The sequence below is a fragment of the Variovorax sp. PvP013 genome, from assembly GCF_050435945.1.
GTDB lineage: Bacteria > Pseudomonadota > Gammaproteobacteria > Burkholderiales > Burkholderiaceae_C > Variovorax.
The window spans coordinates 1,246,098-1,261,665 of record NZ_JBNDLF010000001.1 but is presented as its reverse complement, the minus strand read 5'-3'; the positions used below and the strand labels follow the sequence as shown (position 1 = coordinate 1,261,665).

Below are 15,568 nucleotides of genomic sequence, written 5' to 3'. Positions count from 1 at the left end.
GCGGGCGTTTCGTCAGTCCTGGGTACCTGAGCGTTCGGATGGGTTCCTGCGCCTTCGGCGGCCTTCCCGGGGGACGGCGCTCTCCTGACCCGTCCGAGTGTAGTGGAGGATGCCGCGCCGCCCGGCGGCGGTTGTGTCGCTACTTGAAACCGAGCGCGCGCGGCAGCCAAGTGGAGAGCGCCGGCACGAAGGTCAGCAGCACCAGCACCGCCCCGTGCGCCCAGAGAAAGGGCACCAGCTCGCGCACCAGCTGCGACATCGGCACCTTGGAGACGTTGCAGGTCACGAACAGCAGTCCGCCCACCGGCGGCGTGATCATGCCCAGCGTCAGGTTGTAGATCACGATCATGGCGAAGTGCACCGGGTCGACGCCCAGCTTGATCGCCACCGGCGCCAGGATCGGCGCCAGCACCATCACGCCCGGCAGCGGCTCGATGAAGATGCCGAACAGCAGCAGGAAGACGTTGACGATGATCAGGAACATCCACGGCGAGAGCTTCATCGAGATCAGCCACTCGGCCATCTGCTGCGGGATGCCCTCGATGGTCAGCACCCAGGCGAAGGAGGCCGACAGCCCGATGATGATCAGCACCGAGGCCGACAGCAGCGCCGAGCGCTCCAGGATGTTGGGCAACGCCTTCCACTCGAGCGTGCGGTAGACGAACTTGCCGCACAGCAGCGCGTAGAACACCGCCACCACCGAGGCCTCCGTCGGCGTGAACCAGCCCGCGCGCATGCCGCCCAGGATCACCACCGGCAGCAGGATCGCCGGCAGCGCCTTCCAGGTCGTCACGAGGATCTCGCGCAGCGGCGGCAGCCGGCCGTCGCCCTTGTAGTTGCGCTTCTTCGAGACGTGGAAGTTGACCACGCACATCGCCACCGCGATCAGGATGCCCGGCACGATGCCCGCGACGAACAGCGAGCCGACCGAGACCGTCTCGTCCTGCAGCGCGTAGATGATCATGATGATCGAGGGCGGGATGATCGGCCCGACGATGGCCGTCGAGGCGGTCAGCGCGGCGGCGTAGGAGCGGTCGTAGCCGGCCTTGCCCATCATCTTGATGAGCATCGATCCCGGTCCCGCCGCGTCCGCCAGCGCCGAGCCGGAGATGCCCGAGAAGAAGGTCAGCGACACCACGTTGGTGTAGCCCAGCCCGCCGCGCTTGTGGCCGACGAACTGGCCGGCGAAGCGCAGCAGCACCTCGGTCAGCGAGCCGCCGCTCATCAGCTCTGCCGCCAGGATGAAGAAGGGCACCGCCATCAGCGGGAAGCTGTCGATGCCGGTGAAGGTCTCCTTGAGCAGCACGATCAGCGGATAGCTCTCCGCCAGGATCAGCGTGGCGGCCGTGGCCATGCCCAGCGCGAACGCCACCGGCACCCCGATGGCCAGGAACACGCAGGCCGAAACGATCAGAACAACGCTAGCGTCCATGGAAGGCAATCAGTGTCGGGGTGGGCCCGGACACCGCGGAACCGGCTCCGCCGGGCCGCGGGTGTCGCCCCTCGAAGGGGGTGGGCGCTGCCACACGCAGTGGGCAAGCCTGGGGGTGATCAAAGTGACGCGCTGGCGTTGGCGTCGAAATGGGCGTCGGAAGGGAACTCGCGCCGCAGCACGTAGCCCTTGACCACCAGCAGGAAATGCACGATCAGCAGCACGCCGCCGATCGACATCGCGGCGTAGATGTAGCCGAAGGGCAGCTGCGTGACGGCGGTGAGCTGGAACATCGTGCGCTGCACGTAGAGCCAGCCGTACCAGACCAGGAAGCCGAAGAAGGCGAACAGCAGCGCCGCGACGACCGCGCGCACCGCGATGCCGCCGCGCGCGGGCAGGGCGTCCTGCAGGTTCTCCACCGCGATGTGGCCGCCGTAGCGCAGCACCGGTCCGGCGCCCAGGAAGGTCAGCCAGATCATCATGTGACGTGCCACCTCCTCGGCCCATTCGAGCGAATGGCTGGTGAGGTAGCGCAGCGCCACGTTGACGAAGATGATGACCGACATGGCGGCCAGCAAGGCGATCAGCGCCCAGCGGTTGGCGGCGAGGAAGTGGCGCTCGAAGGCTTGCACGGTCCGGGCGGTCTCACTTGACGTCGGTGATCTTCTTGATGTTGTCGGCGCCGAACTCCTTGGCGTAGCCGACGTAGGCCGGCTTGAGCGCCTCGCGGAAGGCGGCGCCGTCGACGGTGCGGGTCACCTTCATGCCCTGGCTCTCCAGCAGCGCGATGCCGCTGTTCTCGTCGTCGTTGACCTTCTTGCGCTGCGCCACCGCGGCGGTCTGCGCCGCCGCGACGAAGACCTTCTTGTCGGCGTCCGACAGCTTGTTCCAGACCTTCGGCGAGAGCAGCAGCAGGGCCGGCGAATAGACGTGGCCGGTCATCGACAGGTGCTTCTGCACCTGGGAGAACTTCGACGCCAGGATCACGGGGATCGGGTTCTCCTGGCCGTCGACCGTGCCCTGCTGCAGGGCGCCGAACAGCTCCGGGAACGCCATCGGCGTGGGAAGGATGCCGAAGGTGCGGTAGCCGTCCATGTGCACCTTGTTTTCCATGGTGCGCATCTTCAGCCCGGCGGCATCGGTCGGCTTGACGATGTCGCGCTTGTTGTTGGTCATGTGGCGGAAGCCGTTCTCCGTCCAGGCCAGGGCGATGATCCCCTTGGCCGGGAACTTGGTCAGCAGGTCCTGGCCGATCGGGCCGTCCATGACCTTGCGCGCGTGGTCGTAGTCGCGGAAGAGGAAGGGCAGGTCGACGATGCGGACCTCGGGCACGAAGTTGCCCACCGGGCCGGTGGAGGTGTTGACCAGGTCCTGCGTGCCCAGCTGGATCGCCTCGATCTGCTCGCGCTCGCCGCCGAGCGCCGAGTTGGCGAAGTGTTGGCACTTGTAGCGCCCCTGGGTGCCCTTCTCGATCTCGTCGCAGAACACGGTCGAGCCGACACCGTAGTGCGATTCCTTGGAGGTGGCGTAGCCGATCTTGAGCGTGGTGGTCTGTGCCTGGGCGCCGGCCGCGCCCGCGAGGCCGAAGGCGAGCGCGAGGGCGGTGGCGAGGATGCCGTTCTTCATGGGTCGTGTGTCTCCGCAAGGGTCGGACGCCCCAGCGGCGCCCCGCCGGACTATGCGGCACCCGGAGCGCTCCCCGCGTCGGGGGTTACACGGACACGGGGAAGAAAACCGTCGAATTGGTCAGGCCACCGGCCGGCGTGCCGACTTCGGCCGGAAGGCGGCGCAGACGGCCGCGTCGGTCTCCAGGTACGGCCCGCCGATCAGGTCGATGCAGTAGGGCACGGCGGCGAAGATGCCTGCGACGGCCTGCGAGCCGTCGGGATTCCTGAGGCCCTCCAGCGTTTCGGCGATGGCCTTGGGCTGGCCGGGCAGGTTCAGGATCAGGGCGCGGTCGCGGACGACGGCGACCTGGCGCGACAGGATCGCCGTCGGCACGAAGCGCAGGCCGATCTGGCGCATCTGCTCGCCGAAGCCGGGCATCTCCTTGTGGGCGACGGCCAACGTGGCCTCGGGCGTGACGTCGCGCGGCGCCGGGCCGGTGCCGCCGGTGGTCAGCACCAGGGAACAGCCGGCGTCGACCAGCTCGATCAGGGTCGCGCCGATGACGTCCCGCTCGTCGGGAATGAGGCGCGGCTCGAAGGCGATGGGGTTGCGCAGGGCGCGCGTGAGCCAGTCCTGCAGCGCGGGCAGGCCCTGGTCGACGTAGACGCCGGTGGAGGCGCGATCGCTGACCGAGACGATGCCGATGCGCACCGGGTCGAAGGCGGCGCTCACGGGGCGACGCCGTCGTCGTCGGCTTCGGCCTCGTCGTCGCCGGCTCCGGCGAGCTGCGCGCGCACGACCTGGAAGATCTCCCGGTAGGCCTTGCCCTGGCGCGGCGCCTCGCCGGCCGGGCCGGCCTTCAGGTCCTTGCGAGCCTGGCGCACCAGCGCGCGCAGCTGCTGGCTGTCGGTGGCGGGATGGGCCTCGATCCAGCCGCCGAAGGCGTCGTCCTCGGCGATCAGGCGGTCGCGCCAGCGCTCGGCCTCGTGCAGGGTGGCGGTCTCCTCGGCGGGGCCGCGATGCTGCTCGTCCAGCGCGGCGCGCACCAGGTCGAGCGTGGGGGCGTCGAGTCCGCGCATGAGCTTGCCGATGAACTGCATCTGGCGGCGCTTGCCCTCGAAGTTGGTGATGCGGCGCGCCTCCACCACGGCGTCGACGAACTTCTCGCTCAAGGGCAGCTTGTCGAACAGGCCGGCGCGCAGGGTCAGCAGGTCCTCGCCGAGCTTCTGCAGTTCGGCGCTCTCGCGCTTCAGGTCGGTCTTGCTGGCTTCGTCGGTGCCCTTGAGCTCGCGCTTGAGCTCGAGGTCGAGTTCGCTGCCTTCGGCAACGAATTCGCCGCGCACGTAGTAGCCTTTTTTGGGTTTGCGGGACATAGGTCGATCGGTGGCCGCAATGGACCGTGTCAGAGAGGGAAAGGGGGGCGCAAGTATCATAGCCAGCACATGACGACATCCACTTCGCGCGCCGAATCCGGCTTCGCCTACAGCCGCTCCTTCTTCGAGAACCTGGTCGACTCGGCCCTCGCGCACGCGAAGAAACTCGGGGCCACCAACGCCGGCGCCGAGGCTTCCGAAGGCTGCGGCCTGAGCGTCTCGGTGCGCAAGGGCGAGCTCGAGAACGTCGAGCGCAACCGCGACAAGTCGCTGGGCATTACGGTCTACGTCGGCAACCGGCGCGGCAACGCCAGTACCTCCGACTTCTCCGACGCCGCCATCGCCCAGACCGTGCAGGCGGCCTACGACATCGCCCGCTTCACCGCCGAGGATCCGCTCAGCGGCCTGCCCGACGAGGCCGACATCGTGCGCGAGCAGCCCGACCTCGACCTGTTCCACCCCTGGGACATCGACAGCGAGCGTGCCGCCGTCCTGGCGCTCGAATGCGAGGCCGCCGCGCTCTCCACCGACCGCCGCATCACCAACAGCGAGGGCGCGGGCGTGTCGGCCCAGCAGAGCCACTTCTTCAGCGCCCACACGCACGGCTTCCGGGGCGGCTACGCCAGCTCGCGGCATTCGATCTCGGTCGCGCCGATCGCCGGCAAGGGCGACGACATGCAGCGCGACGCCTGGTACAGCTCGATGCGCTCGGCCGACGAACTCGCCAGTCCGCAGGCGGTGGGCCGTTACGCCGCCGAGCGGGCGCTCTCGCGCCTGGGCTCGCGCAAGATCAAGACGACGCAGTGCCCGGTGCTGTTCGAGTCGCCGCTGGCGGCCGGGCTGCTCGGCGGACTGGTGCAGGCCACCAGCGGCGGCGCGCTGTACCGCAAGAGCACCTTCCTGCTCGACTCGCTCGGCAAGCAGGTGCTGCCCAAGCACATGGACGTCGCCGAGGACCCGCACGTCCCGCGCGGCAAGGGCAGCTCGCCCTTCGACGACGAGGGCGTCGAGACGCGGGCGCGCAAGGTGGTCGACGGCGGTCGCCTGCAGGGCTACTTCCTGAGCACGTACTCGGCGCGCAAGCTGGGCATGCGTACCACGGGCAATGCCGGCGGTTCGCACAACCTGACCCTGAGTTCGCGCCGGACGAAGGCCGAAGACGACCTCGACGCCATGCTGCGCAAGCTGGACACCGGCCTGTTCGTGATCGAGCTAATGGGCCAGGGCGTGAACTACGTGACCGGCGACTACTCGCGCGGCGCGAGCGGCTTCTGGGTCGAGAAGGGCCGCATCGCCTATCCGGTGCAGGAGATCACCATCGCCGGCAATCTCAAGGACATGCTGCTGGGCATCGAGGCGGTCGGTGCCGACGCCTACAACCACGGCGCCAAGACGACCGGGTCGGTGCTGGTCAACCGCATGAAGGTCGCGGGCAGCTGAAGCCGCGCTCCGTCGCCGGCGGCGCGCGGCGCGCCGGCGACAGAGCCCATTCCGCAGCCGATCAGCCGGCGAGCGCCGCCTTCACCGCCGCGCTGACCTGGCCCATGTCGGCCTTGCCGGCCAGGCGGGCCTTCACTGCGCCCATGACCTTGCCCATGTCGCCGGGGCCCTTGGCGCCGAGTTCGGCCACGATCGCCTTCACCTCGACGGCCACCTCGTCGGCGCTCAGGCGCTGCGGCAGGTAGACCTCCAGCACCTTGATCTCGGCGGCTTCCTTGTCGGCGAGGTCGGTGCGACCGCCCTGGGTGAAGGCGGTGACCGAATCCTTGCGCTGCTTGACCAGCTTGTCGACGATGGCGACGACCGCCGCGTCGTCGAGTTCGATGCGCTCGTCGACCTCCTTCTGCTTCATCGCCGCGAGCAGCAGGCGGATGGTGCCCAAGCGTTCGGCGTCCTTGGCGCGCATGGCGGTCTTCATGTCTTCGGTGATCTGGTTCTTGAGGCTCATGGGCGTCTTCCTTGGAAATCGAACAACAACGGGAAATGCGGGACAAAAACAAGGCCGCGGCAGGTTTCCCTGGCGCGGCCGGTGCGTGTCGTGGGGCGGGGCGTCGCCGGTGCTCGGTGGGAGCAGCGGACAGGGCCCTGCCGGACGGGACTCAGTACAGCTTCTTGGGCAGCTGCATGCTGCGCACGCGCTTGTAGTGGCGCTTGACGGCGGCGGCCTTCTTGCGCTTGCGCTCGGCGGTCGGCTTCTCGTAGAACTCGCGGGCGCGCAGGTCGGTCAGCAGGCCGAGCTTCTCGATGGTGCGCTTAAAGCGGCGGAGGGCGACGTCGAAGGGCTCGTTTTCTTTAACGCGGATGGTGGTCATTGATGAATCGTTGAATCGAAGTTGGCCCCAGGAGATCGAGGCCTGGCGCCGGGGTTCCTCAACTGGAGAAGTTTTGCGGCCGTTGAGGGGAGGCCAAAGTGAGCCCAGGATTATAGCCCGCCCGCGAAAGGATTCACGCGGCCGGCGTCAGCGCCTGCGCGCAGGCGAAGGCACTGGCCCAGGCCCACTGGAAGTTGTAGCCGCCGAGCCAGCCCGTCACGTCGGTCACCTCGCCGATGAAATGGAGTCCGGGGTGGCGTTTCGATTCGAGCGTCTGCGAGGACAGCTCGCGCGTGTCGACGCCGCCGGCGGTCACCTCGGCCTTGCGATAGCCTTCCGTGCCGCTGGGGGTGATGCGCCAGCCGGCGACGCGCTCGGCCAGGGCCGCCAGGGCGCGGTCGGCGGCTTCGTTGATGGGGCGCTGCAGGGCCGGATCGTCGCCGACCCAGGCGTCGGCCAGGCGCGAGGGCACCAGCGTCGCCAGCTCGTTGGCGATGCGCTTGCGCGAGCGCGACTTGGCCGCGCCGAGCGCCTCGGCCACGTCGGTGTCGGGCGCGAAGTCGATCGCCAGCGGCTGGCCCTCGCGCCAGTAGCTGGAGATCTGCAGCACCGCCGGGCCGGAGAGTCCCCGGTGCGTGAACAGCAGGTCCTCCAGGAAGGCCATGCGCTCCTTCTTCGCGCCGACCTCGATGCGCACCGGCAGCGCCAGCCCGGAGAGCTGCGCGTAGGGCGCCCAGCCCTCGCCGGCGAAGGTCAGGGGAACAAGTGCCGGGCGCGGCGCGACGACGCGCAGGCCGAACTGCTCGGCGAGGCGGTAGCCGAAGTCGCTGGCGCCGATCTGCGGGATCGCCAGGCCGCCGGTGGCGACGACCACCTGCGGCGTCTCGACCGGCCCGCGCGCGGTGTCGATGCGGTAGCCGCCCCCGGGCCGGGCGGCGACGCCGCGCACCGCGCAGGGCTGCCAGCGCTCGACGCCGCCGGCCGCGCACTCGGCCAGCAGCAGGTCGATGATCTGCTGCGACGATCCGTCGCAGAACAGCTGGCCCTTGTGCTTCTCGTGGTAGGCGATGCCGTGCTTCTCGACCAGCGCGACGAAGTGCTGCGGCGTGTAGCGCGAGAGCGCCGAGCGGCAGAAGTTGGGGTTCTCGCCGACGAAGTGGCGCTGCGGCGCGCGCACGTCGATGTCGCGGTTGGTGAAGTTGCAGCGCCCGCCGCCGGAGATGCGGATCTTCTCGGCGATGCGCTCGGCATGGTCGACCAGCAGCACGCGCAGCCCGCGCTGGCCGGCCTGCGCGGCGCAGAACAGGCCGGCCGCGCCGGCGCCGACGACGACGGCGTCGAAATCGGCGGTAGTGCCGGTGCGGTCGGGGGTGGGATGGGAGTCGGGATCGGGCATGCCGGAAAGAAAGGAAGCGGAAGAGGGTGCGAGGCCGGGATGCGAAGGACCGCCGTGGCGGTCCCGGAGGCTCAGCGCCGTCGCAGGACGACCGGTTGGGCGGAAGGACTCGGCCGGTCCGCATCGGCGATGCCCGCGACGGTCGGCACGGCGACCGCCAGGCCGCGCAGCACGTCGCCCACGACGATGATCGACGGGCTGCCGAGGCCGGCCTCGCCGATGGCGCTGCACAGTGCCGCGAGGTGGGTCACGACATGGCGCTGCGTCGGCAGGCTCGCGTGCTGGATCACCGCCACGGGCGTGTCCCCCGGCAGGCCGTGCAGCAGCTCGGCCTGGATGTGCGAGGCCCCCGCCACGCCCATGTAGATCACCAGCGTGAGCCGCGCGTCGCGCGCGGTCGCCGCCAGCGCGCGCCAGTCGGTCGGATCCTGCGGCGCCGCCGCGCCGGTCTTGGCGTGGCCCGTGACGAAGACGACGCCCTGGGCGTGGTCGCGGTGCGTGAGCGGCACGCCCAGGGACGTCACGGCGGCGAGCCCGGCGGTGATGCCGTTGACCACCGTGGCCTCGATGCCGGCCTCGCGCAGGTGCTCGACCTCCTCGCCACCACGCCCGAAGATGAACGGGTCGCCGCCCTTGAGGCGCACCACCGTCTCGCCCTCGCGCACGGCGGTGATCATGAGTTTCTCGATGAAGGCCTGGGGCGTGCTCTTGCAGCCGCCGCGCTTGCCCACGTGGACGATGCGCGTGCCGGGGCGGGCGTAGGCCGCGACGATGGCGTCGTTCACCAGGTCGTCGACGAACAGCACGGTGGCCGCGCCGATGGCCTTGACGGCCTTGAGGGTCAGCAGCTCGGGGTCGCCGGGGCCGGCGCCCACCAGCGTACAGGTGCCGAGTCGGGTGGGGGAGGGATTCGTCATGCGTGCTCCGCGAGCCGCACGATGAACTCGACCTGCCGCGCGATGGCCGGTGGCAGCGGCGCGTCGCCGGCGAGCACGGCACGCGTGTAGGCCGCCGTGGTCGCGATGTCGATCTCGCTCGGCAGGCCCTCCACCTCGGGCGCGGTGCCGGGCTGCTGCGCCTGCAGCTCGATGCGCTCGCCGCGCGCGAAGCCGTCGATCTGCGCCGTGCGGCGGGGGTCGGAGACGACCTCGCCCTCCAACCCGCGCGAGAGCAGGGCGGTCGCGCCGACCAGCTCGAAGGTCTCACCCATGGTGCGCGCGTACTCGGGATGGGTGTAGCTCGCCACCACCACGCACGCGCCGGTGGTCGGCCGGATCAGCTTGGTGACGCTGTGGGCCGGATTGCGCAGGCCGACGACGCGACGCACGTCGAGCAGCCGCTTGAGGGCCGGGTCGAGCAGTTCGGTCGGCGCGAAGGCGACCTCGCCCGGGGCGATGGCCCGGATGCGGTCGAGCGGCGCCACGCCCAGCGCCTCCAGCACGCCCGAGGCCAGCACGCGGCTCGCTTCGGTGGCGGTGCCGTGCACCAGCACCGGCAGGCCCTCGCGCGCGACCAGCAGCGCCAGCAGCGGCGTGAGCACCGGCAGCTTGCGCGCGCCGTTGTAGCTCGGCAGCGAGACCAGCGGCCGATCGCCCGGCGGCACCGGATCGAGCCGCGCGTGCGTGGCGTCGAGGAAGCCCGCCATCTCCTGCGGCGTCTCGCCCTTGATGCGCATCGCGAGGCAGAACGCACCGACCTCCAGGTCCGTGACGTTGCCGTCGAGCACCTGGCCGAACAGGTCGGCCGCCTGCTCGCGCGTGAGCGGCCTGGCGCCGCGCGCGCCCCGGCCGATTTCCTTGATGTAGTGACTGATTCCCATGGGTCCGGGGATTGTCCCGCAATGCTTATGCCGAAACCGGACCGGGCTTATGTCGCCGACACCGGCCGGGTGATCGATGCGGGCGGGTTCAGAGCTGCAAGGCGATCACCGCCGTCACGTGGCCCCGGGGCGCCACGGGAATGGCGATGGTCGCCTCGGCCACGCACGGCACGCCGGTGGTGAAGGCGCGCGCGAGCGGGCTGTCGCCGGTCGCCGTCAGCGCGAGGCTGCCCGGCGTCGGTACGGCCGCGTCCTGCGTGTCCTCGGAGAAGCCGAAGGTGCGTTGCAGCAGCGTTCCGTTGGCATCGGGCTCCCAGGTTTCCACGCGGCGGGCGATGGGCGTGGCCAGCGCCGAGAGGAAGGCCATGACGACGTTCGAGCCGTCCAGCGTGGCGCACGGAATGGCGAAGCCGCGGTTGATGCCGACCTTCACGGCGCCGTCGGCGCGCAGGAAACCCGATCCCTTGCCCAGATCGGGCAGGAACACGGGCTTGCGCTGCGCCCAGGCCATGCCCGGCAGGCCGTTGCCCTTGCGGAAGGCGGTGGCGCGCGAGATGAATTCGAACGTGTCCCCGGTGGTGCCGTAGTAGCCGTCGACCAGCGTCATGTCGTGCGACTCCTCGGGATCGTTGCCCCAGAGCTCGATGGCGCCGGCGTGCGCCTCGTCGTCGCCGCAGAAGAACACGACCACGGCCGCGATGCGCTCGCCGCGCACGATCGGCACCGCGATGCCGCAGGTCAGTCCGGCGGCGCGGGCGGCCTCGATGCGGCGGAAGTAGGAGCCCTCGAGTCGCTGGAGAACGATCGGCCGGCCGATGTCCCAGGCGCGCCCGGGCAGGCCCTCGCCGCGGGCGAAGGACAGTCCGGCGCTGGCGTCGGCCAGCGCGGTGGCATCGCCGAACAGGCCGCCGCCGAACGTCAGCGATTCGCCGTCGGCGTCGGGCACCCAGTATTCGACGGCACGGATGAAGGTCTTCATGGCGTGTTCCTCGCGACGGGACGGCGACCTCAGGCCGCCTTCTCGACGTGGCCCTGGCGCGTGTAGAGGAAGTCGATCACCGCCTTGCGGTAGTGCACGTAGTCGCGGTCCTCGGCCAGCGCGACGCGGTTGCGCGGGCGCTCCAGCTTGATGCTGAGCACCTCGCCGATGGTGGCCGACGGGCCGTTGGTCATCATCACGATCTTGTCAGACAGCAGCACCGCCTCGTCGACGTCGTGCGTGACCATGACCACCGTGCTGCGCGTCTTCTGCACGATCGCCAGCAGTTCGTCCTGCAGCCGGGCGCGGGTCAGCGCGTCGAGGGCGCCGAAGGGCTCGTCCATCAGCAGCACCTTGGGCTCCATCGCCAGCGCCCGGGCGATGCCCACGCGCTGCTTCATGCCGCCGGAGATCTCGCCGGGGCGCTTCTGGGCCGCCGGCGTGAGGCCGACCAGCGCCAGCGCCGCGTCGGTGCGCGCCTTGAGCTGGGCGCGGCCCTCGGTGGCGGCGAAGACGCGCTCGACGCCCAGGAAGATGTTCTCGTAGCAGGTCAGCCAGGGCAGCAGCGAGTGGTTCTGGAACACCACCGCGCGCTCCGGGCCGGGACCGGCGATCTCCTTGTCGGCGCACAGCAGCACGCCGTGCGTGGGCCGGGTCAGGCCGGCGATGAGGTTGAGCAGGGTCGACTTGCCGCAGCCCGAATGGCCGATCAGCGCGACGAACTCGCCCTTGGCGACCGTCAGGTGGATGTCGCGCAGGGCCTGGAAGCTGCCCTTGGGCGTCTTGAAGGTCTGCTCGACGTCCTGGATGTCGATGAACTTGCGGTCGGAGCGCAGTTCCGGGGGAGCGATCATGACTTCACCTCTTCGAACGTGAACGCGGTGGCGATCTTGATGAGCGCGAATTCGAGGATCAGGCCGACGATGCCGATCACGAAGATCGCGATGATGATGTTCTTGACGTTGAGGTTGTTCCACTCGTCCCACACCCAGAAGCCGATGCCGACGCCGCCGGTCAGCATCTCGGCCGCGACGATCACCAGCCACGCGGTGCCCACGGCCAGGCGCACGCCGGTGAGCATGTAGGGCAGCACGGCCGGGAACAGGATCTTGGTGATGATCTTCCACTCGCTCAGGTTGAGCACCTTGGCGACGTTCATGTAGTCGCTGGGCACGCGCTGCACGCCCACGGCGGTGTTGATGATCATCGGCCAGATCGAGCAGATGAAGATGGTCCAGATGGCCGCCGGATTGGCGCCCTTGAAGACCAGCAGGCCGATCGGCAGCCAGGCCAGCGGCGAGACCGGGCGCAGCAGGCTGATGAGCGGGTTGAACATGCGCGACATGAACTCGAAGCGCCCGATGGCGAAGCCCGCCGGGATGCCCACCAGCGCCGCCAGGCCGAAGCCCAGGGCCACGCGCTGCAGCGACGACAGCACGTTCCAGCCGACGCCCTGGTCGTTGGGGCCGTTGCTGTAGAACGGGTCCTTGAACACCTGCACGGCCTGGAGCCAGGTTTCCCAGGGTCCCGGGAAGGTGCCGGCGCTGTTCATGGCGATCAGCTCCCAGACCAGCAGCAGCACGCCGAAGCCCGCGAGCGGCGGCAGCACGCGCATCCAGAAGCGGCGCAGGTCGAGCGACCTGCGTGCCGCGGGCGGGGGTGCCTTGGCGAGCGTGGGGGTCGCGAGGGCGGAGGATGCCGGTGCCGTGGGGACGGCATCCAGCGGCGGATGGAAGACGGCGCTGACCATGGTGGTTCTCCTTCAAGCCTTGACTTTGAAGCCGTCGGCGTAGGCCTTGGGGTTCTTGCCGTCCCACACGACGCCGTCCATCAGCTTGCTGGTGCGCATCGTCTCCTTGGGCACGGGCGTCTTGGAAGCGGCGGCGGCCTGCTTGTAGAGCTCGATCTGGTTGATCTCGGTGGCGACCTTGAGGTAGTCCGGATGCTCCTTGAGCAGGCCCCAACGCTTGTGCTGCGTGAGGAACCACATGCCGTCGGACAGGTAGGGGAAGCCGACCGCGCCGTCGTTGTAGAACTTCATGTGGTTGGGGTCGTCCCAGTTCTTGCCCAGGCCGTTGGTGTAGCGGCCCAGGATGCGCTGGTTGATGGCGTCGACGCTGGTGTTGACGTAGCTCTTGTCGGCGATCGTCTCGGCCATCTTGTTCTTGTTCTGCAGGCTCGAATCGATCCAGCGGCTCGCTTCCAGGATCGCGGCGGTGACGGCGCGCGCCGTGTTGGGATTCTTCTTCGCGAACTCGGCGGTGCAGCCGAGCACCTTCTCGGGGTGGTCCTTCCAGATGTCCTGCGTGGTGATGGCGGTGATGCCGATGCCGTCCATGATGGCGCGCTGGCCCCAGGGCTCACCCACGCAGAAGCCGTCCATGTTGCCGATGCGCATGTTGGCCACCATCTGCGGCGGCGGCACCACGATGGACTTCACGTCCTTGACCGGGTTGATGCCGTTGGCCGCCAGCCAGTAGTTCAGCCACATCGCGTGGGTGCCGGTCGGGAAGGTCTGCGCGAAGGTGTATTCGCGCTTCTCCGCCGCCATCGCCTTGGTGAGCAAGGGGCCGTCGACCGCGCCCTTGTCGGCCAGCTTCTTCGACAGCGTGATCGCCTGGCCGTTGTTGTTGAGCGTCATCAGGACGGCCATGTCCTTCTTCGGGCCGGAAACGCCCAGGTGCACGCCGTAGACCAGGCCGTAGAGCACGTGGGCGAAGTCGAGGTCGCCGTTGACGAGCTTGTCGCGCACGCCGGCCCAGCTCGCTTCCTTGCTCGGCACGATCTTCACGCCGTATTTCTTGTCGATGCCCAGCACCGACGCCATCACCACGCTGGCGCAGTCGGTCAGGGGGATGAAGCCGATCTTGACCTCCTCCTTCTCGGGCTTGTCCGAGCCCTGGGCGTAGACGGCGGCGCGCAGCGCGGGGTCGATCGCCACGGCGCCGACGGCGGCGGCCTGCAGCAGGGTGCGGCGGCTCAGTCCTGGTTTCATCGAATCGGTCATGCGGGTGGGCTCCAGTCCAGAAAAGGGAAAGACGAAAGGCACGGCGACAACGAAAAAGGCGTCCGCATCGCGCAGCGGCCGGCCACGCGGGCAGGAGTTGCGGATACGGACGCCTTTGTCCGGTCGGGGGCGGCAACCGTCGTTGGATGCCGCCTGGAAGGAATGCGCAGGCCGTCGATGGCCTGTGTCTCCCATCCGATGCAAAGCGCGTGCCAGCTTTTCGGCCACGCGGTTCTGGTGCGGTGCACCAATCAGGCCCGCTGGGGTGCGATCGCCGCGGGCAGGTACTCGGCCATCGCCAGCACCGACTCGGCCACGTCGACCAGGCGGCGGTTCTGGTTCATGGCGGTCTGGCGCAGCATCTTGTGGGCCTCCTGCTCGCTGAGCTGGCGGTGCGCCATCAGCAGACCCTTGGCACGTTCGACCAGCTTGCGCTCGTTGAGCGTGGCGCGCACCGTGTCGAGCTCGTCGCTCATCGCCTGCAGGCGCACCGACTGATCGCGCACCAGTTCGAGGATCGAGCGCTCCAGCTGCCGCCCATACAGCGCCGGATTGCCGCGTTGGGGCGTGGGCGTCGCGGCGGGCGGGGTGTCGAAGAAGGCGTTGGACGCCGGTGGCGGGGCGTCGGCGACGCGCGCCAGCAGTGCCTCGTGCGCGGCGAGTTCGGTGCGGGCCCGGGCGGTCTTGGCCTCGCACAGGCGGCGCAGGTCGTCCGCCAGTCGTTCCTCGACCGTCTGCATGGCGTCGATGCGGCGCGTGCAGCAGTCGAACCAGGCCGCGCTCATCTCGGGGTCCAGCGCCACGCCCGCCGGTGCCGCGCAGGCGATGCGGCGCATGCGCTCCAGCTCGGCCATCTGCGCCGGGGGCAGGTTGGCCAGCCACTGCGCCTCCAGCTCGGGGCCGGCGAATTCGGCGAAGACCTTGAAGCAGCGCTCCTGCGACTCGATCAGGTCGAGCCAGTCCTGCTGGCGCGTGCGCTCGTTGCGGCCGGAGGCGAAGGCGACGCCGCCGCAGGCCCGCTCCTGGCCGGCGAACTCCTTGCCCTGCATGAAATTGAACATCGCCGCGAGCAGGCGCGAGATCTCCGGGTCGGTCGCGCCGTCGGCGGCCTCGAACACCACGGCGAGCCAGCCGGCGACGAGCCGGCCGTAGGCGGCGGTGGCCTCGGCCACCGGCAGCGCCAGCGCGCCGATGCGTTCGCGCAGGCCGGGCAGGGCGTCCAGCCCGGGCAGCACCCAGGCGATGCGGCTGAACAGGCGCGCGCCGTTGCGCAGGTGGACGCCGGAAAAGGGCGATCGCATGCCGTCGGTACCGGCCACGGGCGTGACGGCGGTGTCCGTGGTGGCTCCCGACGGACCGGCCGGTGCCTCCAGCCGGTCGAGCCGCACACGCACCGCCTGCTCCAGCTGGCGGCTCTGCGCCACCTGCGCCTCGCGCTCGGCCACGAAGCGGCGTCCGCCGGAGGCCAGCACCACGTTCGACAGGCCGCGCTCGCGCTGCAGCGCATGCACCAGCCGCCCGATCGCGCCCACGAGTTCGCTCGTGCGCCCGAGCTGGTCGAGTTCGTCGATCTCGCATCGCAGGGCGGCGACCAGAAAGCTCAGTCCGGATTTCATCGTGGGAAGGGCATCGAGCAACAACC

General features: G+C 69.6%; 16 protein-coding genes and 1 riboswitch. Of the genes, 1 reads left to right on the top strand and 15 read right to left on the bottom strand.

Annotated elements, in window-relative coordinates; genetic code table 11:
- Nucleotides 1–5 precede the first annotated feature (5 nt).
- Nucleotides 6–97, bottom strand: a riboswitch (glycine riboswitch).
- 42 nt (nt 98–139) lie between these two features.
- From ABID77_RS06015 to yjgA, 5 genes are all read right to left on the bottom strand, one after another.
- Entirely contained in the window at nt 140–1,432 is a 1,293-nt protein-coding gene (locus ABID77_RS06015; protein WP_429592262.1) for a TRAP transporter large permease, read from the bottom strand.
- A 119-nt stretch (nt 1,433–1,551) separates the two neighbouring features.
- The gene (locus tag ABID77_RS06010) at nt 1,552–2,064 is read right to left on the bottom strand and encodes a TRAP transporter small permease (protein WP_429592260.1); all 513 of its coding nucleotides are present in this window, start codon (nt 2,062–2,064) and stop codon (nt 1,552–1,554) included.
- Between the two features lie 13 nt (nt 2,065–2,077).
- Nucleotides 2,078–3,058: a TRAP transporter substrate-binding protein gene (locus tag ABID77_RS06005; RefSeq protein WP_429592257.1), complete on the bottom strand. Its 981-nt coding sequence runs from the start codon at nt 3,056–3,058 to the stop codon at nt 2,078–2,080.
- 120 nt (nt 3,059–3,178) lie between these two features.
- The gene (gene mog, locus ABID77_RS06000) at nt 3,179–3,772 is read right to left on the bottom strand and encodes a molybdopterin adenylyltransferase (protein WP_429592254.1); all 594 of its coding nucleotides are present in this window, start codon (nt 3,770–3,772) and stop codon (nt 3,179–3,181) included.
- Complete coding sequence (yjgA, locus tag ABID77_RS05995; RefSeq protein ID WP_429592251.1) at nt 3,769–4,413, bottom strand: ribosome biogenesis factor YjgA; 645 nt, start codon at nt 4,411–4,413, stop codon at nt 3,769–3,771. The genes mog and yjgA overlap by 4 nt, the downstream gene beginning before the upstream one ends.
- A 69-nt stretch (nt 4,414–4,482) precedes the next feature.
- Between yjgA and pmbA the strand changes: the two genes are divergently transcribed.
- Complete coding sequence (gene pmbA / locus ABID77_RS05990) at nt 4,483–5,853, top strand: metalloprotease PmbA (RefSeq protein WP_429592248.1); 1,371 nt, start codon at nt 4,483–4,485, stop codon at nt 5,851–5,853.
- A gap of 61 nt (nt 5,854–5,914) precedes the next feature.
- Here pmbA and ABID77_RS05985 read toward each other — a convergent pair whose 3' ends face one another.
- From ABID77_RS05985 to ABID77_RS05940, 10 genes are all read right to left on the bottom strand, one after another.
- The gene (locus ABID77_RS05985; RefSeq protein ID WP_429592245.1) at nt 5,915–6,361 is read right to left on the bottom strand and encodes a GatB/YqeY domain-containing protein; all 447 of its coding nucleotides are present in this window, start codon (nt 6,359–6,361) and stop codon (nt 5,915–5,917) included.
- A gap of 151 nt (nt 6,362–6,512) precedes the next feature.
- Entirely contained in the window at nt 6,513–6,725 is a 213-nt protein-coding gene (gene rpsU, locus ABID77_RS05980; RefSeq protein ID WP_007833691.1) for a 30S ribosomal protein S21, read from the bottom strand.
- A 133-nt stretch (nt 6,726–6,858) separates the two neighbouring features.
- A complete protein-coding gene (locus tag ABID77_RS05975; protein ID WP_429592243.1) occupies nt 6,859–8,121 on the bottom strand; it encodes an NAD(P)/FAD-dependent oxidoreductase in 1,263 nt (420 codons plus the stop codon).
- Between the two features lie 71 nt (nt 8,122–8,192).
- Nucleotides 8,193–9,038 (bottom strand): uroporphyrinogen-III C-methyltransferase, encoded by an 846-nt coding sequence (cobA, locus tag ABID77_RS05970; RefSeq protein ID WP_429592240.1) that lies wholly within the window; start codon nt 9,036–9,038, stop codon nt 8,193–8,195.
- Entirely contained in the window at nt 9,035–9,940 is a 906-nt protein-coding gene (gene ybiB, locus ABID77_RS05965) for a DNA-binding protein YbiB (RefSeq protein WP_429592238.1), read from the bottom strand. The genes cobA and ybiB overlap by 4 nt, the downstream gene beginning before the upstream one ends.
- Before the next feature lie 88 nt (nt 9,941–10,028).
- Entirely contained in the window at nt 10,029–10,919 is an 891-nt protein-coding gene (locus ABID77_RS05960; protein ID WP_429592235.1) for a GAF domain-containing protein, read from the bottom strand.
- A gap of 29 nt (nt 10,920–10,948) precedes the next feature.
- Nucleotides 10,949–11,773, bottom strand: coding sequence for an ABC transporter ATP-binding protein (locus tag ABID77_RS05955; protein WP_429592232.1), 825 nt, complete (start codon nt 11,771–11,773; stop codon nt 10,949–10,951).
- Entirely contained in the window at nt 11,770–12,669 is a 900-nt protein-coding gene (gene ntrB, locus ABID77_RS05950) for a nitrate ABC transporter permease (protein ID WP_429592229.1), read from the bottom strand. Before ntrB ends, ABID77_RS05955 begins: the two co-directional genes overlap by 4 nt.
- Before the next feature lie 12 nt (nt 12,670–12,681).
- Complete coding sequence (locus tag ABID77_RS05945; RefSeq protein ID WP_429592226.1) at nt 12,682–13,926, bottom strand: CmpA/NrtA family ABC transporter substrate-binding protein; 1,245 nt, start codon at nt 13,924–13,926, stop codon at nt 12,682–12,684.
- 251 nt (nt 13,927–14,177) lie between these two features.
- Nucleotides 14,178–15,542: a nitrate- and nitrite sensing domain-containing protein gene (locus ABID77_RS05940; RefSeq protein WP_429592224.1), complete on the bottom strand. Its 1,365-nt coding sequence runs from the start codon at nt 15,540–15,542 to the stop codon at nt 14,178–14,180.
- Nucleotides 15,543–15,568 lie beyond the last annotated feature (26 nt).